Here is a 21,443-nt window from a genome sequence, read left to right on the forward strand (position 1 = left end):
AAACGTCTGCAAGATGGACAATCATCCTTCCTGCAGGCGCCTTCACAAGATACCTGCGCATACTTTCAAAGATCCGGGGAAGTGGCCTCAGCGCCGTTCCCGTGTGCTGCGAAGTTTCCTTCGTAGCGAGCCGCCCATTATGCCAGACTTTTTCAGTCCGTCAACACCTTCGTTCGATCATCTCGTTCGGCGGTGGTGGGCACCCTGATGTCGCTGAAGCCCCTTGGTGGCGACCCCTGCGACGGGGGAGGAGAAGTATGGCCCCATCCACATCATTTGTGAAGGGGGTGTGGCGATTTTTTTCACCGGATGTTGCATCTGTTCATCCGTCGCGCTGCGGTAGAAACCCGCGAAGCGCAGCCAAGCGTAGGCTTGGCTCTACAAGAGCATAAGGAAGGGCCGGCTGGCGCCGGCCCTTCCCTGCTGTCAGGCAGTGACCAGGCGCACGCGGGCGAAAGTACGCTTGCCGACCTGCAGCAGGCCTTCGAAGCCCGGCTGCAGCACCTGCTGGCCATCTTCGACCACTTCACCGTCGACCTTGACCGCGCGCTCCTTGAGCTTGCGATTGGCTTCAGAGTTGCTCGGGGTCAGGCCGGCCGCCGTCAGCAGCGCAGCGATACGCAGTCCTTCGGCCGGAATCGCCACGTCCTGCAGCGGCAGCTGGGTAATGTCACCCTGCCCGGTCACCGCTGCTTCCCAGCCTGCAATGGCCTGCTCGGCCGCCGCGGCGTCGTGGAAACGGGTCGCCAGTTCACGCGCCAGGCGCAGCTTGACCACACGCGGGTTCAAGCCGCCATTGGCCACCTGCTCGCGCAGCTGCACGGCTTCGGCCTGGCTGATGTCGAAGGACAGCAGTTCGATCCAGCGCCACATCAGGGTGTCGTCCACCTTCATGGTCTTGGTGACGATGTCGATGGCCGGCTCGCTGATACCAATGTAGTTGCCCAGCGACTTGGACATCTTGTTGACGCCGTCCAGGCCTTCCAGCAGCGGCATGGTCAGCACCACCTGCGGCTTCTGGCCGTGGTGTTCCTGCAGGCCACGGCCCATCAGCAGGTTGAACTTCTGGTCGGTACCGCCCAGTTCGACGTCGGCCTCCAGGGCCACCGAATCGTAGCCCTGCACCAGCGGGTACAGGAACTCGTGGATGGCGATGGACTGCTGGGCGGCATAGCGCTTGGCGAAGTCGTCGCGCTCGAGCATGCGCGCCACGGTGTGCTGGCCGGCCAGGCGGATCATGTCGGCCGCGCCCATCTTGCCGAACCACTCCGAGTTGAAGCGGACTTCGGTACGGCTGCGGTCGAGCACCTTGAACACCTGTTCCTCGTAGGTACGGGCGTTGGCGAGCACGTCATCGCGGCTGAGCGGTTTGCGGGTCAGGCTCTTGCCGGACGGGTCGCCGATCATGCCGGTGAAGTCGCCGATCAGGAAAATGACCTGGTGGCCGAGGTCCTGGAACTGGCGCATCTTGTTCAGCAGCACCGTATGGCCCAGGTGCAGGTCGGGCGCGGTGGGGTCGAAGCCGGCCTTGATCCGCAGCGGACGGCCTTCCTGCAGGCGCGCACGCAGATCCTCGAGCTTGAGGATCTCGTCGGCACCACGGCCGATCAGGGCAAGGGCTTCTTCAATCGAGGACACGTGACTACTCCCGGCAACGCCGATTCTTGTGTGGGGTGTTAAAGCGAAGTTAACCCGATTGGCTTCACAAAAGCCAATGGGCACAAGGGTTTGACGCGGTTTTCTGAGGTGTCTATGGTAACCGGCGATCAGGCCCGCACTCCCAGGCCGCCAGGAAAAAACTGCCGATGCACAATTCCGAACAAGGGCGCGCACGCAAGCAGCGCTTCCAGGAACGCCTCCACGTCCTGCACGACAACACCCTGCATCGGAAGCTCAGGCAACATCTTCCCGCCGCCTTCAATGAGCGCTGGACCCGCCGCCATTGGATGCATGCCAGCCTGTTTGCGACCATCGGCGCCCTGGTGGCGACGATCGTCCCCGGTTTCTCGCACACCATCGATGCCCCCTACGCCGACAGCCACACCAGCCTGGCGCTGCCGTTGCCGCCGCTGACCATGGCCCGCCAGCAGCAGGTGCCGGGTGACAGCTGGCAGGTGCTGCGCGTGCAGCGTGGCCAGACCCTGAGCGACCTGTTCGACAAGGCCGGCATTCCGGCCACCACCCTGCACCGGGTGCTGGACCACCCCGGCGCGCGTGAGGCGTTGACCAAGCTGCGCCCGGGTGCCGAGATCGCCTTCGACATGCCGCTGTCCGGCGACCTGCGCAGCATCCGTTTCGACCGCGATGCCGACAACCGCGTGGAACTGAGCCTGGCCGGCGATGACATCAAGGAGAAAGTGACCAAGCGTGAGTCCTCCACGCGCACCGTGGTCACCAGCGGCGAGATCACCAGTTCGCTGTATGCCGCGGCCCGACGGGCCGGGCTGTCGCCGTCGGCGATCGCGACGATGACCGACGACATCTTCAAGTACGACATCGACTTCTCCAAGGACCTGCAGCCGGGCGACCGCTTCAGCGTGGTGATGGATGAAACCTGGCGCGAAGGCGAGAAGGTGGACACCAGCAAGATCCTGGCGGCGACCTTCACCACCGGTGGCAAGACCTATTCCGGCTTCCGCTTCGACCGCAACGGCAAGTCCGAGTACTACGACATCAACGGCCGTTCGCTGAAGAAGAGCTTCATCCGCATGCCGATCCCGTTCGCGCGGCTGAGTTCGACCTTCGGCGCACGCAAGCACCCGGTGCTGGGCAAGATGCGCATGCACAAGGGCGTGGACTACGCCGCGCGCACCGGCACTCCGATCATGGCCGCCGGCGATGCCCGCGTGCAGTTCGCCGGCGTGCAGCGCGGCTACGGCAACGTGGTGATCCTCGACCATGGCCGCGGCCACACCACCCTGTACGGCCACATGTCGCGCTTTGCGAACATCAAGACCGGCCAGCGCGTGGCCCAAGGCACGGTGATCGGCTACGTCGGTTCGACCGGCCTGGCGACCGGGCCGCACCTGCACTACGAATTCCGCGTCAACGGCGAGCACCGCAACCCGCTGACCGTGACCATGCCGCCGCCGGAACCGCTGAAGGGCGCCGAGCTGGTCGCCTTCCGCGCGCAGACCGCGCCGGCGTTGGCGCGCATCCAGGGCATGGAGAAGCTGATCTACGCCGACGCCAGCCCGGCACCGACCAGCCGCGACGATGCTGCGCCCGAGGTGGCCAGCGCCAAGGACAAGCAGGCGACCGGCCGCAAGCGCGGCTGAGCGTCTTGCGTTGACGAAGAAGGACGCGGCAGCCCAAGCTTGCCGCGTCCTTTTTTTATGCCTGCCATGAACACGACTGCCGACGCTGACGCCCCCCTGTACCTTGGCCTGATGTCGGGCACCAGCGCCGATGGCATCGATGCCGCGCTGGTGCAGTTCCCCGCCGGCGGTGGCTGCCGCTTCGTGCACGGCCTGACCGCCCGCTGGGAGCCGGTGCTGCGCGCGCGGCTGGTGGCGCTGGGCGAAGGTGGCCCGCTGGAGTCGCTGGAGGAACTGGGCGAACTGGACGCGCGGATCGCGATCAACTTCGCCGGGGCCGCCAATCAACTGCTGGCCGAGGCCGGCGTGGACCGCAGCCAGGTGCGCGCGATCGGCTCGCACGGCCAGACCGTGCGCCACCGCCCGCTGGCCGACCCGGCGTTCACCGTGCAGCTGGGCGACGGCAACCGCATTGCCGAACTGACCGGGATCACGACGGTATCCGACTTCCGCCGCCGCGACGTGGCGGCCGGGGGCCACGGTGCGCCGCTGATGCCGGCCTTCCACCTGGGCATGCTGGGCACCGCCGACGAAGACCGCGCGGTGCTCAACCTGGGCGGCATCGCCAACCTGACCCTGATCCCGCGCGAAGGCGCGGTGCGTGGCTTCGATACCGGCCCGGCCAATGCGCTGATGGACGCCTGGTGCCAGCGCCATACCGGCCGCACCTTCGATGCCGATGGCGCTTACGCTGCCAGTGGCACGTTGGACGAGGGCCTGCTGGCCGGCTGGCGCTCGGACCCGTGGTTCGCGCTGCCGCCGCCGAAGAGCACCGGGCGCGAACAGTTTCACCTGTCCTGGGCCGAAGCCCACATGGGGGAAGGCGAGTATGCCGCTGCCGATGTGCAGGCCACCCTGCTGGAGCTGACCGTGGCGACCGTGGCCGATGCGTTGCTGGCGCAGCAGCCGCAGACCCGGCGCCTGCTGGTCTGTGGCGGCGGTGTGCGCAACCGGCAGCTGATGAAGCGGCTGGCGGCGCGGCTGCCGGAGGTGCAGGTTGAGTCCAGCGCGGTGCATGGGCTGGACCCGGAGTACGTGGAGGCGATGGGTTTCGCCTGGCTGGCGCAGCGGACGATGGACGGGCTGGCGGGCAACCTGCCGAGCGTGACCGGGGCGACGGGCCCGCGGATCCTGGGGGCGATCCACCTGGCGTGAGGTGGGCCGTCCGCGCAGCTGAGGCGCCGCTGTAGAGCCGAGCTCTGCTCGGCTTAGCGCGGGCCGGGCCGGGCCGGGCCAAGAGCAGCCGAGCATGGCTCGGCTCTACAAAGGCGCTAATCGAAGCCCTGCCCTGCCGGCAGGGCCTGCAGGGCGGCAATCGCGGCGGAGAGGGCGTCCACTTCGGGATCGCCGAAGCCGGAGCGGACCTCCAGTTCACTGCTGAACAGCCCCTGCTCCAGCAAGGCGGCGCAGGTCTGTTCGTGGGTCCAGCCGCGGGCGACCGCGACCCGTCGGATGCGTTCCAGCAGCAGCGGGTCCAGGTCCCGCAGCACAACGTCGGCCATGCTCACTTCCCCGTTCGCAAGGCACCGCCCCCTCGGCGCGTCGGGGGCGATGATCCCGCAGTCCGGGCGGGCAGGCAATCAGGCGACCGGCGGCGGCCCGCGATCGGCGATCCGCGGCCACAGCCACGCCAGCAGCAGCAGGGTTGGCACCACGGTGATCGAGCTGAGGATGAAGAACGTGCTGTAGGACGTGGCTTCGACGATGTAGCCGGAGACGCCACCGACGAACTTGCCCGGCAGGTTGGCCAGCGAGACCAGCAATGCGTACTGGGTGGCGGTGAAGTTGCGGTCGGTCAGCGACGACATGAAGGCCACCAGCACGGTGCCGGCAAAGCCCTGGAACAGGTTGTCGGCACTGAGCGCGGCGTAGAACGCCCACAGCTTGCCCGGATTGTGCGCCATCAGCAGGAAGGCCAGGTTGGACAGCGCCACGCCCAGCGCGGCCACCAGCAGCATGCGGCGGAAGCCGAACGCAGCCACCGCGATGCCGCCAAGGAACGCGCCGCCGATGCCCATCCACACACCGAACAGCTTGGAGACGGTGGCGATGTCAGCCTTGTCGAACCCCGAGTCGAGATAGAACGGCCCGGCCATCACTCCGATCACCTGGTCGGGGAACTTGAACAGGCCGACGAAGGCCAGCAGCACCAGCGCCAGTGCCACGCCATTGCGGCTGAAGAAGCTGGAGATGGGCTGGACGAACGCTTCGGCAATATCGATGCGGCGCTGCACGGCGGTGGCCGGGCGCTGCGGTTCGGCGCACAGCAGGGTGGTGACGATCGGCAGCAGCATCAGCGCGGCCATCGCCAGGTAGGCGACGATCCAGCCTTCGAACTGGGCCAGGTACAGCGCGCCGGCACCGGCCAGGATCAGGCCGATCCGGTAGCCCAGCGTATAGGTGGCGGCCAGCGCCGCCTGGGCGGTCTGCGGCGCGATCTCGATGCGGTAGGCATCGACGGCCGAATCCTGGGTGGCGCCGGCGAACGACGCCACCAGCACCCACATCACCAACGGCCACACGCCCTGTTCGGGCCGCACGAAGGCCAGCGCGACCAGCCCGACCAGCACCAGCACCTGCGACACCAGCAGCCAGGAGCGGCGGCGGCCGAGCCGCCCCAGCAGCGGGAAGGCGTAGCGGTCCAGCAGCGGTGCCCACAGGAACTTGAGCAGGTAGAAGAAGCTGGCCAGGCTGATCAGGCCGATGCTGCCCAGGTCCAGCCCGACGTCGCGCAGGCGCGTGGACAGGGTCTGCGAGGCGATCAGCAGGAACGGCAGGCCACTGCCGAAGCCGAGCATGGCCATGGTCAGCGCCGACGGGGTACCGAAGGCGCGCTTGATGCCGGCCCAGCCCTTGTAGCTGACCGGCGTGGCGGCCTCGGTCACAGGTCGTAGTCCACGGTGAACGGGGCGTGGTCGGAGAAGCGCTCGTCGCGGTAGATCGAGCAGCTGCGCAGTCGGTCACGCAGGCCCGGGGTGATGAACTGGTAGTCGATGCGCCAACCGACATTGTTGGCACGGGCGGCGCCGCGGTTGCTCCACCAGGTGTAGTCCTCTCCGGTGGGGTTGAGCAGGCGGTAGGCATCGGCCCACCCACGGCCGCCGGCGACATCGGTGGCCTGGCCGTGGTCGGCGCACAGCGCGTTGAGCCAGTCGCGCTCCTCCGGCAGGCAGCCGGAGTTCTTCTGGTTGGACTTCCAGTTCTTGATGTCCAGCGCCGAACGCACGATGTTCCAGTCACCGCACAGCACGTAGTCGCGGCCGCTGCGCGCCCACGCTTCGAGGATCGGCCGCAGCCATTCCATCACTTCGAACTTGAAGCCCTGGCGCAGGTCGCCCGAGCTGCCCGATGGGATATAGAAGGAAACCACGCTGAGATTGCCGTAGCGCGCCTCGATGTAGCGGCCTTCGTCGTCGAACGGCGCCCAACCCAGCGAGGTGATGACCTGGTCCGGTTCGCGCTTGCTGTAGATCGCCACGCCGCTGTAGCCCTTCTTGGTGATGGCATCGCGATAGAAGCAGTGGTGGCCGTCCGGACGGAACATCGGGTCGGTCAGCTGGTCTTCCTGGGCCTTGGTTTCCTGGATGCACAGGACGTCGGCGTCCTGGGCACGGAACCAGTCGAGGAAGCCCTTGGTCGCGGCGGAACGGATGCCATTGGCGTTGAAACTGATGATGCGCATGCGGGGGACCTGCGGCGGGAAACCGGGCAAGCATACCGGTTGCCCGCAGGGCTGCGCAGTCCGCCAGGCCGGGCCTGGACGGCTTTCACATGGCGCTGGACGAGCGCGAAACGCCCAGCTGGATTAGGATTTGTGCTCCAAATGAAGATGAATCGAGTTTTGATGAGCGACCACCGCCACCGTTTCCTGCAGCTGGCCCTGACTGCCGACGCCCTGCGCTTCGGCCAGTTCACCCTCAAGTCCGGCCGGCTGAGCCCCTATTTCTTCAACGCCGGTCGTTTCGACTCCGGTTCGCTGCTGTCGCAGCTCGGCGCCTGCTACGCCGATGCCATCGATGCCACCGGGATCAAGTACGACGTGGTGTTCGGCCCGGCCTACAAGGGCATTCCGCTGGCCACCGCGATGGCCTGCGAGCTGGCTCAGCGTGGCCGCGACCTGCCGCTGTCGTTCAACCGCAAGGAAGCCAAGGACCATGGTGAAGGCGGCCAGCTGATCGGCGCCGACCTGAATGGCAAGCGCGTGCTGATCGTCGATGACGTGATCACCGCCGGTACCGCGATCCGCGAAGCGCTGGGCATCATCCGCGCTGCCGGCGGCACCCCGGCCGGCATCGTGGTGGCACTGGACCGCCAGGAGATCGCCTCGGAAGCCGACCGTCGCTCGGCGGCACAGTCGGTGGCCGAAGAAGCCGGCATTCCGGTGATCGCCGTGGCATCGCTGGCCGATCTGCTTGATTTCGCCTCCGGCAACCCGGAACTTGTCGGTTACCGGCAGCCGCTGGAAGCCTACCGGGCCCAGTACGGCGTCCGTTCGATCCGCTGACCGACCAGGGGAAAGGTCATGTCCCGAGTTCCTGCTGTTCTCTTTGCCGGCCTGCTGCTGGCCGTGCCGTTCACCGTGCCGGCGCAGTCGCGCGACGGCGGCAAGGTGGAAAAGAAGCTGTACTGCTGGAACGAGGGCAAGGAGCGGATCTGCAGTGATTCGCTGCCGGCCGATGCGGTCAATCACGCCCGCGAGGAGTTCAACGCGAAGAGCGGCCTGCGCAATGCGCAGGTCCAGCGCGCGTTGACCGACGAGGAGCGCGCCGCAGCCAGCACCGTGGCACAGCAGCAGCAGCTGGACCTGATGGCCGAGCAGACCCGCCAGCGCACCGAGCAGGCGATGCTGTCCACCTATGGCAGCGAGGACGACCTGCGCCGGGTGTTCGCCGAACGCCAGGAAGTGCTGGACAACAACCTGAAGACCGCCGAGTACAACGTCACCAGCCTGCGCGAATCGCTGGTGGCGCTGCTGTCGGCCGCCGGTGACCGCGAACTGGCCGGTGGCAAGGTGGCCGACAAGCAGGCCGAGGCGATCCGCCAGCGGCACGTGCAACTGCAGTCGCAGCAACGCCTGCAGGCCGGATTCCTGCAGCAGCAGCAGGCGCTGAAGGCCGAGATCGACAGCACGCTGCAGCGCTATCGCGAGCTGAAGGGCGTGGCGCAGGCGAGCCAGGCGCCGTGATTCGCCTGTAGCGTCGGGCCCACGCTCGACTCCGCGTGACCTTGGGAAAGGGCAGCCGAGCATGGGCTCGGCTCTACAGCAGGCGGCGCCTGGTTACGGGTTGGCCCACGGAATTTATGCACTCTTTACGCGTCGGCCCGGTCCGGCGCGTAGTGCGTTTATGGGCGGCAGGACGACGATGACGGCCTGAGGTGGAGGGGTTCCACCAGGTCGCTATTGAAATGTCCCCCTGGCTGTCTTTGTTGTGTGGCGTGCTGGTGCTGGTCGCCGCCGCCTATCTTCTCTATGTCGTGCTGCGGCCCGAATCGTTCTAACGGAGCCGGCCATGACTGAGATGCTTGTCATTCTTGCCGCCAGCCTGCTGCTGGCGTGGCCGCTGGGCCTGTACCTGGCCCGCGTGATGCGCGGCACGCCGATGAAGGTCGACGTGCTGTTCAACTGGATCGAAAAGCCGTTGTACAAGGTGTTCGGCGTCGATCCCTCGCGTGCGATGTCCTGGCGCGGCTACGTGCTGGCCTTCGTGCTGAGCAACGTGGTGGTCGCTGTGTTGACCCAGGCGGTGTTCATGACCCAGGCCTGGTTGCCACTGAACCCGGACCAGATCCCGAACATGCGCTGGGACACCGCGCTGCACACGATGATCTCGTTCCTGACCAACACCAACCAGCAGCACTATTCGGGCCAGGCGCAGCTGTCCTACCTCTCGCAGATGACCGGCATCACCGGCCTGCAGGTGGTGACGCCGATGATGGGCCTGGCGCTGGCGGTGGCGACGCTGCGCGCGTTGTTCTCGCGTGCGCCGCAGGCTGCGGCGGCCACCGGTGCCGGCGATGACCGCCAGGTGGCGGTAGGCAACTACTACGTGGACGTGGTGCGCCTGTGCGTGCGTTTCCTGTTGCCGCTGTGCCTGGTGTGGACCCTGCTGCTGACCAGCCAGGGTGTGCCGTCGACGATGGCCGGTGGCCCGCAGGCCACGCCGATCGATGCCAGCGCCGGCATGACCGGACAGAAGCTGCCGCTGGGCCCGGTGGCGGCGATGGTCGCGGCCAAGCAGCTTGGCGCCAACGGTGGCGGCTGGTACGGCCCGAACAGCAGCTTCCCGCTGGAGAACCCGACCCCGCTGTCGAACGCGCTGGAAATCGTCGGCATCCTGCTGGTGCCGATGGCGGTGATCTTCATGATCGGCGCGTTCACCGGCCGGCGTCGCTTCGGCGCCCTGGTGTTCAGCTGCATGCTGGGCATGTCGCTGCTTTCCACCGGCGCGATGATGTGGAGCGAAGGGCATAGCGCCAGCGCCGCCACCCCGCTGCTGATGGAAGGCAAGGAGGTGCGCTTCGGCGCCGACGGCACGGCGCTGTGGGCGGCGGTGACTACCCAGGTCTCCAATGGCTCGGTGAACGGCATGCACGATTCGCTGGCGCCGCTGAGCGGTGGCATCGCGATGGTCAACATGCTGGTCAGCGCGATCTGGGGCGGCATCGGCTGTGGCCTGCAGCAGTTCATCGTCTATCTGCTGCTGGGTGTGTTCCTGGCCGGGTTGATGACCGGGCGCACGCCGGAACTGTTCGGCCGCAAGCTGGAGACGCCCCAGGTGCGCCTGCTGGCCCTGCTGGTGCTGCTGCAGCCGATCACCCTGCTGGTGTTCACTGCGATCACCCTGGCCGTGCCCGGCCTGGCCGGCACCTCCAACCCCGGCTTCCATGGCATCAGCCAGGTGTTCTACGAGTATGTCTCGGCCTACGCCAACAACGGTTCGGGCTTCGAAGGACTGGGTGACGCCACGCTGTGGTGGAACCTGAGTTGCTCGCTGGTACTGCTGCTGGGCCGCTTCCCGCTGCTGATCATTCCGCTGGTGGTGGCCGCACAGCTGGCCGCCAAGCGCCAGGCGCCGGAGTCTGCCGGCAGCCTGCAGATCGAAACCCCGACCTTCGCCCTGACCCTGGTCTCGGTGATCGTCATCCTGACCGTGCTGCAGTTCATGCCGGCGCTGGTACTCGGCCCGATCGCCGATCACCTGAGCCTGGGACTGCGCTGAGGACACCCTGATGAGTACCCAAGCAAGTTCAACCCGTAGTACCCATGCACCGCGCCCTGCCCTGCTTGATGGCGCCGGCCTGCGCCGTGCGCTGGTCGAAGCAGTGCGCAAGCTGGCGCCGATGCATCTGGTGCGCAGCCCGGTGATGGCGGTGGTGATGGCCGGCACGATCGTCGCCGCGATCGTCACCCTGACCGGCAATGCACCGCTGGGCTTCGGCCTGGCGGTAACCGCCATCCTGCTGGTGACCGTGCTGTTCGGCAATTTCGCCGAGGCAGTGGCCGAAGCGCGTGGCCGTGGCCAGGCCGCCTCGCTGCGCCGTGCCCGCCAGGACCTGGTGGCGCGCCGGCTGGCGGCGCCGCAGCCGGGCGCAGCCGAAGCCCAGGTGCCTGCCGCCGAGCTGCGCCCGGGCGACCATGTGATCGTCAGTGCCGGTGAGCTGGTGCCGGCCGATGGCGAGATCGTGCAGGGCCTGGCCACCATCAACGAAGCGGCAGTGACCGGCGAATCGGCACCGGTGCTGCGCGAGGCCGGTACCGACCGTTCCGGTGTGATCGGTGGCACCAAGGTGCTGTCCGACCAGATCATCGTGCGGGTGACCGCCGAGCCGGGCCACAGCTTCCTGGACCGCATGATCGCGCTGGTGGAAGGTGCCAATCGCCAGAAGACCCCCAACGAGATCGCGCTGACCCTGTTGCTGGCGGCGATGACGCTGACCTTCCTGGTGGTGGTGGCCACGTTGCCGGCGATCGGCGCGGCCGTGGGCGTGCAGGTCGATCCACTGCTGCTGATCGCACTGCTGGTGTGCCTGATCCCGACCACCATCGGCGGCCTGCTGCCGGCCATCGGCATCGCCGGCATGAACCGTGCGCTGGCTGCCAACGTGCTGGCCAAGTCGGGCAAGGCGGTGGAAGTGGCCGGCGACGTCGACGTGCTGCTGCTGGACAAGACCGGCACCATCACCTACGGCGACCGCCAGACCAGCCACTTCCATCCGCTGGCCGGCATCGACGCCAGCCAGCTGCGCGAGGCTGCACTGCTGTCCTCGCTGGCCGACCCGACCCCGGAAGGCAAGTCGATCGTGCGCCTGGCGCGCGAACAGGGCTGCGCCACCGCCGAGCCGGACCGTGCCGACTACCTGGCGTTCAGTGCCCAGACCCGGATGTCCGGCGTCGATCTGGAACACGGGCGGCAGATCCGCAAGGGCGCTGCCGATGCGATCCGCGCCCACGTGCAGGCGCTGGGCGGCAACGTGCCTGCTGAACTGGCCGGCCGCGTCGAGCAGGTCGCGCGCAATGGCGCCACCCCGCTGGTGGTGGCCGAGGGCCGCCACGTGCTGGGCGTGATCGAGCTGTCGGACGTGGTCAAGCACGGCATGCGCGAGAAGTTCGCACAGCTGCGGGCGATGGGCATCCGCACGGTGATGATCACCGGCGACAACCCGCTGACCGCCGCCGCCATCGCTGCCGAAGCCGGCGTTGACGACTACATCGCCGAGGCGCGTCCGGAAGACAAGCTGGCACGCATCCGCCAGGAACAGGCCGGTGGCCGCCTGGTGGCGATGGTGGGCGATGGCACCAACGATGCTCCCGCGCTGGCCCAGGCCGACATCGGCCTGGCGATGAACTCCGGCACGCAGGCGGCGAAGGAGGCCGGCAACATGGTCGACCTCGATTCAGACCCGGCCAAGCTGCTGGCAGTCGTGGAAGTGGGCAAGCAGCAGCTGATCACCCGCGGTGCGCTGACCACCTTCTCGCTGGCCAACGACGTGTCCAAGTACTTCGCGATCCTGCCGGCGCTGTTTGCCGCTGCGGTTCCGGCCATGGCCGCGCTGAACGTGATGCAGCTGTCGAGCCCACGCAACGCGGTGCTGGCGGCGCTGATCTTCAACGCGCTGGTGATTCCCGCGCTGATCCCGCTCGCCCTGCGTGGCGTGCGCTTCCGCCCGGCCACGGCCACCGCGCTGCTGCGCCGGAACATGCTGGTGTACGGCCTCGGCGGCGTGCTGTTGCCGTTCGCGGCGATCAAGCTGATCGACCTCTTCCTTGTCCTGGTATTCGGCGCATGAACCGTTCTGCTTCCACCTCCACCACCCTTCCCCGCGAACCGAAGGCCGAAGCCCGCGTGGCCAGCCTGCAGGACGGCGCCGGCTGGCGCCCGGCGATCGGCCTGGGCCTGGCCACCCTGCTGCTGGCCGGCGCGGTCTACGCCGGCATCGCCACCGGTTTCGCCGGCCTGGCCTACCCCACCCAGGCCGAGGGCAGCCTGCTGCGCGATGGCAGCGGCCAGGTGCGCGGCTCGGCATGGTTGTCGCAGCCGTTCACCGGCGATGGCTACTTCCAGGCACGGCCGTCGGCGGCCAACTACGACCCGATGGCCGCGGCCGGTTCCAACCTGGCGCGCAGCAACCCGGCGCTGGCCGAGCGTGTTGCCGCCAGCACGGCGGCGGTGGCCGCGCGCGAAGGTGTCGCCCCGGCGCAGGTGCCGGCCGACCTGGTCACCCAGTCCGGCGGCGGGCTGGATCCGCAGCTGTCGCCGGCGGCGGCGCAGCTGCAGGTGGCACGCGTGGCACGTGCCCGCGGCCTGCCGGTGGAGCGCGTGCAGGCCTTGGTGCAGGCACATACTGAAGGGCGCCAGTGGGGCGTGTTCGGCCAGCCGCGGGTGAACGTGGTGACGCTGAACTTCGCGCTGGACCATGCGGCCAAGGCGCCGTGATGCCGGCCTGCATCGGCTGCGCGCACAATGGCGGCCATGACAGCGGCCCCCATGACTGATGCACGAACCCGCCAGGCCGACGCCCTGGTCGAAGGCCTGCAACGCGAAGCCGGTGGCAAGCTGACCGTGTTCCTCGGCGCTGCGCCGGGTGTGGGCAAGACCTACACCATGCTGACCCGTGCCCAGGAGCAGCTGCGCCGCGGCGTGGACCTGGTGGTCGGGCTGGTGGAAACCCATGGCCGCGCCGAAACCCAGGCCCTGCTGGAAGGTCTGCCGCAGCTGCCGTTGAAGGACGTGGCCTATCACGGCCACGCCCTGCAGGAGATGGACCTGGATGCCGTGCTGGCACGGCATCCAGCGCTGGTGCTGGTGGACGAACTGGCCCATCGCAATGCGCCCGGCAGCCGCCATGAGCGGCGCTGGCAGGATGTGATGGAGCTGCTCGACGCCGGCATCGACGTCTGGACCACGGTCAACATCCAGCATCTGGAAAGCCTCAACGACGTGGTGATGCGCATCACCGGCGTGCGGGTCAGCGAGACCGTGCCCGATGGCGTGCTCGATCGCCTGCACGACATCGTGCTGGTCGATCTGCCGCCGCGCGAACTGATCGCGCGCCTGCAGCAGGGCAAGGTCTATGTGCCCGAACAGGCCGCGCAGGCGCTGCAGGCGTTCTTCTCGCCGGCCAACCTGACCGCCCTGCGTGAGCTGGCGATGCAGGAAGCCGCCGACCGCGTCGACAGCAGCCTGCGTGAAACCCGCGCCGCACGGGGCGAAGGCAACCTGCCGCTGCGGCGCGGCGTGCTGGTGGCCATCGATGGCGGCGGCCAGAGCGAGTACCTGGTGCGGGTGGCGCGCCGCATCGCCGAGCGCCGCGACGCACCGTGGACGGTGGTGACCGTGCAGGGCCGGCGCCAGGACGAGGCCACGCGGCGCGAGATCGATGCGGCCTTCGCCTTGGCACGGCGGCTGGGCGGCGACGCCGAACTGCTGCACGGATCGAGCATCGCCGATGCCCTGCTGGACCATGCAGCGCACAACGGCGTATCGACCCTGGTGCTGGGGCGCACCCGTGAGCGCCCGCTGGCGCGGATGTTCAACCGAACCCTGACCCAGCAGCTGATCCAGCGCGGGGCGCACTACGAGATCACCATCATCAGCACGCCGCAGGCCCGGGCGCGCTCGCGCCGCGAGGGTCTGCTGCCACCGATGCGCGGCATCAGCTACGAGCCGGTACAGGCACTGATCGCCACCGCGCTGGCCTGTGCGGTGGCTTGGCTGGCCGAACGCTGGGTCGGCATGGCCGACCTGTCGATGGTATTCATCGTGGCAGTGGTGCTGGTGGCGGCGCGCACGCGTGCCAGCGTGGCGGTGATGGCGGCGATCCTGTGCTTCCTGGCCTACAACTTCCTGTTCATCGCGCCCCGCTTCACCTTCGCCATCGGTGCGCGCCAGGGCGTGATCACCGTGTTCCTGTTCCTGGCCGCCGCCTTGGTGGCCGGACGGCTGGCCTCGCGCCTGCGCATGCAGGTCATTGCGCTGCGTGCGGCCAATCGCCATGCACGTGCACGCCAGCAGCTGGGCCGTCAGCTGGCCAGCGCCGCTGGCAACGGCGAGGTGGCACAGGCAGGTCGGCATGCCTTGGAGCAGGCGATGGATGTGCCGGCGTGGCTGCGGATCGGCGCGGACACTGCCGCCGGTGGCCGCAGCCAACCCGGCGATACCGACCTGGCTGCCGCCGACTGGGCGCTGCGCCACGGCCAGCCCAGCGGCCGCTTCACCGACACCCTGGCCGGTGCGCAGTGGTGGTTCCTGCCATTGCTGGATGGCGAAGATCGCGCGATCGGCGTGGCCGGCCTGTACCTGCCCGGCGCACAGGCACGCCTGCTGCCCGAACAGCGGCAGCTTGCCGAAGCGATGGTCGATGACATCGCGCAGGCCGCACTGCGTACCCGGCTGGTGGCCGAACTGGAACAGGCGCATGTCAGCAACGAGACCGAGCGGTTGCGCTCGGCCCTGCTCTCTTCGGTGTCGCACGACCTGCGCTCTCCACTGGCGGCGATGATCGGTTCGGCCGACAGCCTGGCCAGTTACGGCGCGGCGATGGACACGGCCGATCGCCGTGCCCTGCTGGACACCATCCTGGTCGAAGGCGAGCGGCTGGACCGCTACATCCAGAACCTGCTGGACATGACCCGCCTTGGCCACGAAGGTCTGAAGATCAACCGTGACTGGATCGGCGTGGACGAACTGATCGGCTCGGCCGCACGGCGCCTGCAGCGCTACCAGCCCAAGGTGCGGCTGGAGCTGGACATTCCGTCCACGCTGGCGCCGATCTGGGTACACCCGGCGCTGGTCGAACAGGCCGTGTTCAACGTGATGGAGAACGCGGCCAAGTTCTCGCCGCCCGACGCCGCCGTGCAGGTGCAGGCGCGCGAACTGGACGGCCAGCTGCGCATCGACGTGATCGATGCCGGCCCCGGCATTCCCGACGACGAGCGCGCGCGCATCTTCGACATGTTCTACAGCGTCGAGCGCGGCGACCGCGGCCGCCACGGCACCGGCCTGGGCCTGACCATCTGCCAGGGCATGATCGGCGCACATGGCGGCAGCGTGCAGGCGCTGCCCGGACGCGACGGTCGCGGTACCCTGATCCGCATCACCCTGCCCCTGCTCAAGCCAGCCTCCCACGATGAGCCCGACCCCGATTGATGCCAGCGTGCCGGCCGCGCGCGTGCTGGTGATCGATGATGAAACCCAGATCCGCCGGTTCCTGGACATCAGCCTGCGCGCGCAGGGCTACCAGGTGCGACAGGCCGCCACCGGCCAGGAAGGCCTGCAGCTGGCCGCCAGCGAGGACATGGACCTGGTGATCCTGGATATCGGCCTGCCGGACATGGAAGGCCACGAGGTACTTGAACAGCTGCGGCAGTGGAGCCAGGTGCCGGTGATCATGCTGACCGTGCGCGCCGGCGAAGCCGAGAAGGTGCGCGCACTGGATACCGGCGCCAACGACTACGTGACCAAGCCGTTCGGCACGCAGGAACTGATGGCACGGGTGCGGGCGCTGCTGCGCACGCGCAGCGTACCCAGTGATGGCACGCCGCCGGTGTTCGACGACGGCCACCTGCGCGTGGATCTGGTGCGCCGCGAAGTCGCCCTGCAGGGTGAACCGGTGGCGTTGACCCGCAAGGAATACGCGTTGCTGTCGCTGCTGCTGCGCAATGCCGGGCGGGTAGTGACGCAGCCGCAGATCCTGCAGGAGATCTGGGGGCCGACCCACCAGCACGATACCCATTACCTGCGCATCCTGGTCGGCAAGCTGCGGCACAAGCTGGGCGATTCGGCGCTGGATTCACGCTACCTGTTCACCGAACCGGGCGTGGGCTTGCGATTCAAGGGGTGAGGGTGTGCCGAACAACGGTCGGCACCCACCAAAGCAAATTCGGAAGAGCATCCACGCATGGCGTGGATCTCTGCTGTGTCGACCAAGGTCGACACCTACCAAGAGCAGTTCATGCGGTTCGGACAGATCGCGGAAATCTGTCGAAGGCGGGGTGGGTCCGGTTGCGGGGGCGTGAGCCGCATGGGCCCGAGGTATGCCTCGGGCGGGTTGGGCAGGACGCCCAACCCCGGTCTTGCCGTGTGCGCAGGACTGCGCACACGAGCAAGCGGCGACCGAGCTTACATGGGTGAGGGCGCTTTGCTTGCGAAGCACTGCTTCGCAAGCGCCCGAACGCCCAGCCGCCAGCGGCTGGGCCGGGCCCCGGAGGGGGACTTGCAGCGTCCCCCGTAACCGGACCCACCCCGCATCCTACGGATAGCCGGCCTTTGACGTTGACGTTGATTCGGCGGGTGCCGGGCGCCGCCCGGCCCCACCTCAGAACCCCAGCGGCGTGTCGCCCAGCACCGGCTGCAGCTGGCTGCGGAACAAGGCCTTGATGCGCTCCAGTGCGGCCTCGTCGTTGCCTTCGAAGCGCAGCACCAGCACCGGCGTGGTGTTGGAGGCACGCACCAGGCCCCAGCCATCGGCGAAGTCCACGCGCAGGCCATCGATGGTCGACAGGCGGCCCCCCACATACGGGTTGTCCGGCGACTGCGCCGCCGCCACCAGCATCGCCACCAACGCATGCGGCGTCCCGTCGGCCACCGCTACCTTCAGCTCCGGCGTGGCGACCATCTCCGGCAGTTCGCCCAGTACTTCGTCCGGGGTTTCCTCGCGCTGGGCCAGGATCTCCAGCAGGCGCGCAGCGGCGTACAGGCCGTCGTCGAAACCGAACCAGCGTTCCTTGAAGAAGAAGTGGCCGCTCATCTCACCGGCCAGCTCGGCATCGGTCTCGCGCATCTTCGCCTTCATCAGCGAATGCCCGGTCTTCCACATCAGCGGGCTGCCACCGTTGCGCAGCACATGGTCGGACAGCTTGCCGGTGCACTTGACGTCGTAGATCACCATCGCGCCCGGATTGCGCATCAGCACGTCGGCAGCGAACAGCATCAGCAGGCGGTCGGCATAGATGATCCTGCCTTCGCCGGTGACCACGCCCAACCGGTCGCCGTCGCCATCGAAGGCTACGCCGAGGTCGGCGCCGAAGCGCTTGACCGTCTGCACCAGGTCTTCCAGGTTGGCCGGCTCGCTCGGGTCGGGATGATGGTTGGGGAAGGTGCCGTCGACATCGCAGTACAGCGGAATGACGTCGGCGCCGATTGCTTCCAGCAGCTGCGGGGCCAGTGCGCCGGCCACGCCATTGCCGGCATCGGCCACGACCTTCAGCGGACGGTCCAGCTGCACGTCATCGGCGATGCGCTGGATGTAGTCGGCACTGACATCGCGCTGCTGGTAGTCACCCGGCTCGGCGGACTGCACCAGGCGGCCCTCGACGATGCGCTGGTAGAGATCGGTGATCGCGTCGCCGGACAGCGTCTCGCCGCCGATCACCACCTTGAAGCCGTTGTACTCGGGCGGGTTGTGGCTGCCGGTGACCGCCACGCAGGTGCCGGTACGCAGATGGAAGGCGGCGTAGTACACGAGCGGGGTCGGCGCCAGGCCGATGTCGATCACCGCGCAGCCGGCACGGCGCAGGCCCTCGGCCAGCCCGGCCGTCAGCTCGGGTCCGGACAGGCGGCCATCGCGCCCGATCACCACCTCGCGCAGGCCCTGCTCCAGTGCCACGGTGCCGATGGCCTGGCCGATCAGCGCCGCGGTCTTCGGTGTCAGTTCGCTGCCCACCATGCCGCGGATGTCATAGGCGCGGAAGATGCCGGCGGCCAGCTCTTCGGCAGGCACCGGCGGTGGCGGCGGTGGCGTGGCATCGCCACTGCCGGTCACGGCGGCCACCGGTGGCGGCGCCTGCTGCAGGCTCTCGCTCAGGGTCGGGCCATGGTCGGCCTCGGACGCGGCGGCGCGGCGCGGCAACGGCAGCGACTTCGGCAGCCGGTCGCGCCCCACCACCAGCAACACGGCAATGAACGCCAGCAGCAACGCCACAATGGCGCTGGCCAGCGCGCCCAGGCCGAGCGGACCGGCCTCGACATTCGGCACCGACGCGACCAGCCGCAACGGCGTGCCTGCAACCGGGCGCGCCAGCGCTTCCGCGCTTTCGGCCAGGCTCGGGTCGCCCTGGGTGACCAGATCGAATGCTCCCTGGCGCAGGCCGAGGAAGCCGGCGGACGGCGCGCTGACCTGGTCGAGCGGCGACGTCAGCCGCAGCAGCGGTTGGCGGACATAGATGACGGCCGGCCCCAGGCTGCCCAGCTGCACCGGCGCGGCCAGGCCCAGGCGGTTGCCGCCGCCGTCGCGGACCACGCGCAGGCTTGGCCTGGCCTCGGCCAGCGCCGCTTCCAGCAGCGCCAGGCGGGAATACCCGAAGGTGGCCGGATCGGCATAGGCGTTGGCCAGATCGGCCGCCAGCACCTCGACCTGCTCGACTCCGGTCCAGCTCTCGCGAACGGCCAGCGCCGCCGCAGCGGCGTCGCCGGCCTGCAGCGCCTGCTGCACGCGATCGTTCTTCAACTGCTGCTGCAGCTGCTGCAACTGGCCCGCAGCAGCCTGCTGCAGGCCCTGCACGGCCTGGTCACGCGCCTCTTCCAGCGCCTGCCCGTTGGCCTCCTGCCGCCATTGCTGCACCGCGCTCCATCCGAACCAGCCGGCCAACAGGATCAACAGCACCCCCAGTAGAGGTGCACTGCGACCCAACGACCGTCCCCGCTGTCCTTCCCCGATGCCGCTCATCGATGTCCCCTGTCAACGCACCCCGGTATGGCCGAATCCACCCGCGCCCCGCACGCTGTCGGTGAAAGTATCCACTACCTGCAGGCTGACGCGGGCGATCGGAACCACCACCAGCTGCGCGATGCGATCGCCCGGCTCGATGGTGAAGGCCTCGCGGCCACGGTTCCAGACGCTGATCAGCAGCGGCCCCTGGTAGTCGGCATCGATCAGGCCGGTGCCGTTGCCCAGCACGATGCCATGCCGATGGCCCAGCCCGGAACGCGGCAGGATCACCGCGCACAGGTTCGGGTCGGCAATATGGATGGCCAGGCCGCTGGGCACCAGCGCGGTGTCGCCCGGCTGCAGGGTCAGCGCGGTATCCAGCGCCGCGCGCAGGTCCATGCCGGCACTGGCCTCGGTGGCATAGGCCGGCAGCGGCCAGCTGTCGCCGAAGCGCGGATCGAGCAGCTTGACCTGCAGCGGGTGGGAAGTGGATGCCTGGGTCATGCCTGGAGTCTCCGCGCGATCAGCGTCAGCAGTTGTTCGGCCAGCTCGCGCTTGGAAGTGGCCGGGAATACCTGTTCGCCGTCCTGCCAGAAGGCCGTGGCGGCATTGTTGTCGCTCTCGAAACCGCCGCCACTGATGCCGACCTGGTTGGCGATCACCAGGTCCAGGCGCTTGTCGACCAGCTTGCCGCGCGCGTATTTCTCCACGTCGTGGGTCTCGGCGGCGAAGCCGACCACCAGCTTCAGCGACTGCGTCTGTGCAGCGACTTCGGCGAGGATGTCCGGCGTACGCACCAGTTCGATCACCAGCGACTGGCTGTCGGCGGTCTTCTTCAGCTTCTGCGCGGCGACCTGCCGCGGCGTGTAGTCGGACACCGCGGCGGCACCGATATAGATGTCGGCGGGCAGCGACTTCAGTACGGCATCGCGCATCTGCGCGGCCGAGCGCACGTCGATGCGCTGCACGCCCGGCGGCGTCGGCAGCTGTACCGGACCGCTGACCAGCACCACCTGCGCGCCCAGCGCGGCAGCAGCGGCGGCCAGGGCAAAGCCCATCTTGCCGCTGCTGCGGTTGCCGACGTAACGCACCGGATCGATGTCTTCGTAGGTCGGGCCGGCACTGATCAGCAGGCGCAGCCCCTGCAGGGCACGGGTTTCCGGCGCGGCAACCGTCGCAGCTGCGCCGCCATTGGCGGCCAGCGCGGCCACGATGTCGCCGGGTTCGGCCAGCCGGCCGGGACCGGATTCACCTTCGGCCAGCGGGCCATCGACCGGGCCGATCACCTGCGCACCACGCTGGCGCAGCAGGGCGATGTTGGCCTGGGTGGCCGGATGCAGCCACATGCGGTGGTTCATCGCCGGGCAGATCGTCAGCGGTGCGGTGCTGGCCAGGCACAGGGTGCTGACCAGGTCATCGGCATGGCCCTGGGCCAGCCGGGCCAGCAGATCGGCGGTTCCCGGCGCGACCACGATGCGGTCCGCCCAGCGGGCCAGCTCGATGTGGCCCATGGCCTGTTCGGCGGCGCTGTCCCACAGCGTGGTGCGGGTCGGCTGCCCGGACAGGGCCTGGAAACTGAGGGGGGTGACGAACTGCTGGGCGCCGGCGGTCATCGCCACCTGCACCTGGGCGCCCGCATCACGCAGGCGTCGCACCAGTTCCAGGGCCTTGTAGGCCGCGATCCCGCCTCCGACGCACAACAGCAGTTTCTGGCCTTCCAGCGCGCGGCCGGGCGCGGGGGAAGCGTTGGGGGAGTCAGCCACCTGGAATTCCTGTGCAAACGAGGGCATTAGCTTACCCGATGGTCGGTAATGTCCCGGTGCACAGCGCACATAGCGGGCAGCTATCAGCAGATGGGACTTGCACCACAGCGCTTCCGGGGTTCAAGACACTGCGATTCGGAACTTTCCTATACCTGTAGGCCGGCCACGTTTGCAGAATCGTCAGTGGCCGCCGCAGGTGTGCCGCTTCGCTTTTCGA

General features: G+C 68.3%; 17 protein-coding genes. 10 read left to right on the forward strand and 7 right to left on the reverse strand.

Features of this window, described 5'->3' with window-relative positions:
- Positions 1–426 precede the first annotated feature (426 nt).
- A complete protein-coding gene (gene tyrS, locus AC5P8R_RS13885) occupies positions 427–1,638 on the reverse strand; it encodes a tyrosine--tRNA ligase (protein WP_014035711.1) in 1,212 nt (403 codons plus the stop codon).
- A gap of 167 nt (positions 1,639–1,805) precedes the next feature.
- On the opposite strand from tyrS, the gene AC5P8R_RS13890 reads away from it, so the two are divergent.
- Complete coding sequence (locus AC5P8R_RS13890) at positions 1,806–3,278, forward strand: M23 family metallopeptidase (protein ID WP_495223553.1); 1,473 nt, start codon at positions 1,806–1,808, stop codon at positions 3,276–3,278.
- A gap of 66 nt (positions 3,279–3,344) precedes the next feature.
- On the forward strand, positions 3,345–4,472 hold the full coding sequence (locus AC5P8R_RS13895; protein ID WP_080281908.1) for an anhydro-N-acetylmuramic acid kinase: 1,128 nt from the start codon (positions 3,345–3,347) through the stop codon (positions 4,470–4,472).
- Between the two features lie 116 nt (positions 4,473–4,588).
- Here AC5P8R_RS13895 and AC5P8R_RS13900 read toward each other — a convergent pair whose 3' ends face one another.
- The 3 genes from AC5P8R_RS13900 to AC5P8R_RS13910 form a co-directional block, all read right to left on the reverse strand.
- Positions 4,589–4,819 (reverse strand): hypothetical protein, encoded by a 231-nt coding sequence (locus AC5P8R_RS13900; RefSeq protein WP_014645678.1) that lies wholly within the window; start codon positions 4,817–4,819, stop codon positions 4,589–4,591.
- A 78-nt stretch (positions 4,820–4,897) separates the two neighbouring features.
- Positions 4,898–6,202, reverse strand: a complete 1,305-nt coding sequence (locus AC5P8R_RS13905; protein WP_014645677.1) for an AmpG family muropeptide MFS transporter — start codon at positions 6,200–6,202, stop codon at positions 4,898–4,900.
- Positions 6,199–6,999, reverse strand: coding sequence for an exodeoxyribonuclease III (locus AC5P8R_RS13910; protein ID WP_041862998.1), 801 nt, complete (start codon positions 6,997–6,999; stop codon positions 6,199–6,201). Before AC5P8R_RS13910 ends, AC5P8R_RS13905 begins: the two co-directional genes overlap by 4 nt.
- A 162-nt stretch (positions 7,000–7,161) precedes the next feature.
- Here AC5P8R_RS13910 and pyrE point away from each other — a divergent pair, with 162 nt between their 5' ends.
- The 8 genes from pyrE to AC5P8R_RS13950 all read left to right on the forward strand — a co-directional run bounded on the left by pyrE (position 7,162) and on the right by AC5P8R_RS13950 (position 16,658).
- The gene (gene pyrE / locus AC5P8R_RS13915) at positions 7,162–7,821 is read left to right on the forward strand and encodes an orotate phosphoribosyltransferase (RefSeq protein WP_032961411.1); all 660 of its coding nucleotides are present in this window, start codon (positions 7,162–7,164) and stop codon (positions 7,819–7,821) included.
- Between the two features lie 18 nt (positions 7,822–7,839).
- A complete protein-coding gene (locus tag AC5P8R_RS13920; protein ID WP_032961414.1) occupies positions 7,840–8,502 on the forward strand; it encodes a hypothetical protein in 663 nt (220 codons plus the stop codon).
- 221 nt (positions 8,503–8,723) lie between these two features.
- Positions 8,724–8,816: a potassium-transporting ATPase subunit F gene (locus tag AC5P8R_RS13925; RefSeq protein ID WP_005407770.1), complete on the forward strand. Its 93-nt coding sequence runs from the start codon at positions 8,724–8,726 to the stop codon at positions 8,814–8,816.
- An 11-nt stretch (positions 8,817–8,827) separates the two neighbouring features.
- A complete protein-coding gene (gene kdpA / locus AC5P8R_RS13930; protein ID WP_014645673.1) occupies positions 8,828–10,537 on the forward strand; it encodes a potassium-transporting ATPase subunit KdpA in 1,710 nt (569 codons plus the stop codon).
- 10 nt (positions 10,538–10,547) lie between these two features.
- On the forward strand, positions 10,548–12,605 hold the full coding sequence (gene kdpB, locus AC5P8R_RS13935) for a potassium-transporting ATPase subunit KdpB (protein ID WP_495223554.1): 2,058 nt from the start codon (positions 10,548–10,550) through the stop codon (positions 12,603–12,605).
- The gene (gene kdpC, locus AC5P8R_RS13940) at positions 12,602–13,252 is read left to right on the forward strand and encodes a potassium-transporting ATPase subunit KdpC (protein WP_053495930.1); all 651 of its coding nucleotides are present in this window, start codon (positions 12,602–12,604) and stop codon (positions 13,250–13,252) included. Before kdpB ends, kdpC begins: the two co-directional genes overlap by 4 nt.
- Before the next feature lie 51 nt (positions 13,253–13,303).
- Positions 13,304–15,964: an ATP-binding protein gene (locus AC5P8R_RS13945; protein ID WP_014645670.1), complete on the forward strand. Its 2,661-nt coding sequence runs from the start codon at positions 13,304–13,306 to the stop codon at positions 15,962–15,964.
- The gene (locus AC5P8R_RS13950) at positions 15,945–16,658 is read left to right on the forward strand and encodes a response regulator transcription factor (RefSeq protein ID WP_032961423.1); all 714 of its coding nucleotides are present in this window, start codon (positions 15,945–15,947) and stop codon (positions 16,656–16,658) included. Before AC5P8R_RS13945 ends, AC5P8R_RS13950 begins: the two co-directional genes overlap by 20 nt.
- Before the next feature lie 474 nt (positions 16,659–17,132).
- Here AC5P8R_RS13950 and AC5P8R_RS13955 read toward each other — a convergent pair whose 3' ends face one another.
- The 3 genes from AC5P8R_RS13955 to coaBC are packed head-to-tail and all read right to left on the reverse strand — an operon-like array spanning position 17,133 to position 21,253.
- Positions 17,133–19,481 (reverse strand): phosphomannomutase/phosphoglucomutase, encoded by a 2,349-nt coding sequence (locus tag AC5P8R_RS13955; RefSeq protein ID WP_032961426.1) that lies wholly within the window; start codon positions 19,479–19,481, stop codon positions 17,133–17,135.
- Positions 19,482–19,493: 12 nt separating this feature from the next.
- Complete coding sequence (dut, locus tag AC5P8R_RS13960; RefSeq protein ID WP_014035700.1) at positions 19,494–19,967, reverse strand: dUTP diphosphatase; 474 nt, start codon at positions 19,965–19,967, stop codon at positions 19,494–19,496.
- Positions 19,964–21,253 (reverse strand): bifunctional phosphopantothenoylcysteine decarboxylase/phosphopantothenate--cysteine ligase CoaBC, encoded by a 1,290-nt coding sequence (coaBC, locus tag AC5P8R_RS13965; protein WP_258014748.1) that lies wholly within the window; start codon positions 21,251–21,253, stop codon positions 19,964–19,966. Before coaBC ends, dut begins: the two co-directional genes overlap by 4 nt.
- Between the last annotated feature and the right edge of the window lie 190 nt (positions 21,254–21,443).

Source organism: Stenotrophomonas sp. YJH_SMC_73 (assembly GCF_059370155.1).

Excerpts from the sequence above, each read along its gene's own strand:
- AC5P8R_RS13890 (WP_495223553.1), top strand. The coding sequence starts at position 1,806 with ATGCACAATTCCGAACAAGGGCGCGCACGCAAGCAGCGCTTCCAGGAA.
- AC5P8R_RS13895 (WP_080281908.1), top strand. The coding sequence starts at position 3,345 with ATGAACACGACTGCCGACGCTGACGCCCCCCTGTACCTTGGCCTGATG.
- AC5P8R_RS13900 (WP_014645678.1), bottom strand. The coding sequence starts at position 4,819 with ATGGCCGACGTTGTGCTGCGGGACCTGGACCCGCTGCTGCTGGAACGC.
- AC5P8R_RS13910 (WP_041862998.1), bottom strand. The coding sequence starts at position 6,999 with ATGCGCATCATCAGTTTCAACGCCAATGGCATCCGTTCCGCCGCGACC.
- pyrE (WP_032961411.1), top strand. The coding sequence starts at position 7,162 with ATGAGCGACCACCGCCACCGTTTCCTGCAGCTGGCCCTGACTGCCGAC.
- AC5P8R_RS13920 (WP_032961414.1), top strand. The coding sequence starts at position 7,840 with ATGTCCCGAGTTCCTGCTGTTCTCTTTGCCGGCCTGCTGCTGGCCGTG.
- AC5P8R_RS13925 (WP_005407770.1), top strand. The coding sequence starts at position 8,724 with ATGTCCCCCTGGCTGTCTTTGTTGTGTGGCGTGCTGGTGCTGGTCGCC.
- kdpA (WP_014645673.1), top strand. The coding sequence starts at position 8,828 with ATGACTGAGATGCTTGTCATTCTTGCCGCCAGCCTGCTGCTGGCGTGG.
- kdpB (WP_495223554.1), top strand. The coding sequence starts at position 10,548 with ATGAGTACCCAAGCAAGTTCAACCCGTAGTACCCATGCACCGCGCCCT.
- kdpC (WP_053495930.1), top strand. The coding sequence starts at position 12,602 with ATGAACCGTTCTGCTTCCACCTCCACCACCCTTCCCCGCGAACCGAAG.
- AC5P8R_RS13945 (WP_014645670.1), top strand. The coding sequence starts at position 13,304 with ATGACTGATGCACGAACCCGCCAGGCCGACGCCCTGGTCGAAGGCCTG.
- AC5P8R_RS13950 (WP_032961423.1), top strand. The coding sequence starts at position 15,945 with ATGAGCCCGACCCCGATTGATGCCAGCGTGCCGGCCGCGCGCGTGCTG.
- AC5P8R_RS13955 (WP_032961426.1), bottom strand. The coding sequence starts at position 19,481 with ATGAGCGGCATCGGGGAAGGACAGCGGGGACGGTCGTTGGGTCGCAGT.
- dut (WP_014035700.1), bottom strand. The coding sequence starts at position 19,967 with ATGACCCAGGCATCCACTTCCCACCCGCTGCAGGTCAAGCTGCTCGAT.
- coaBC (WP_258014748.1), bottom strand. The coding sequence starts at position 21,253 with ATGCCCTCGTTTGCACAGGAATTCCAGGTGGCTGACTCCCCCAACGCT.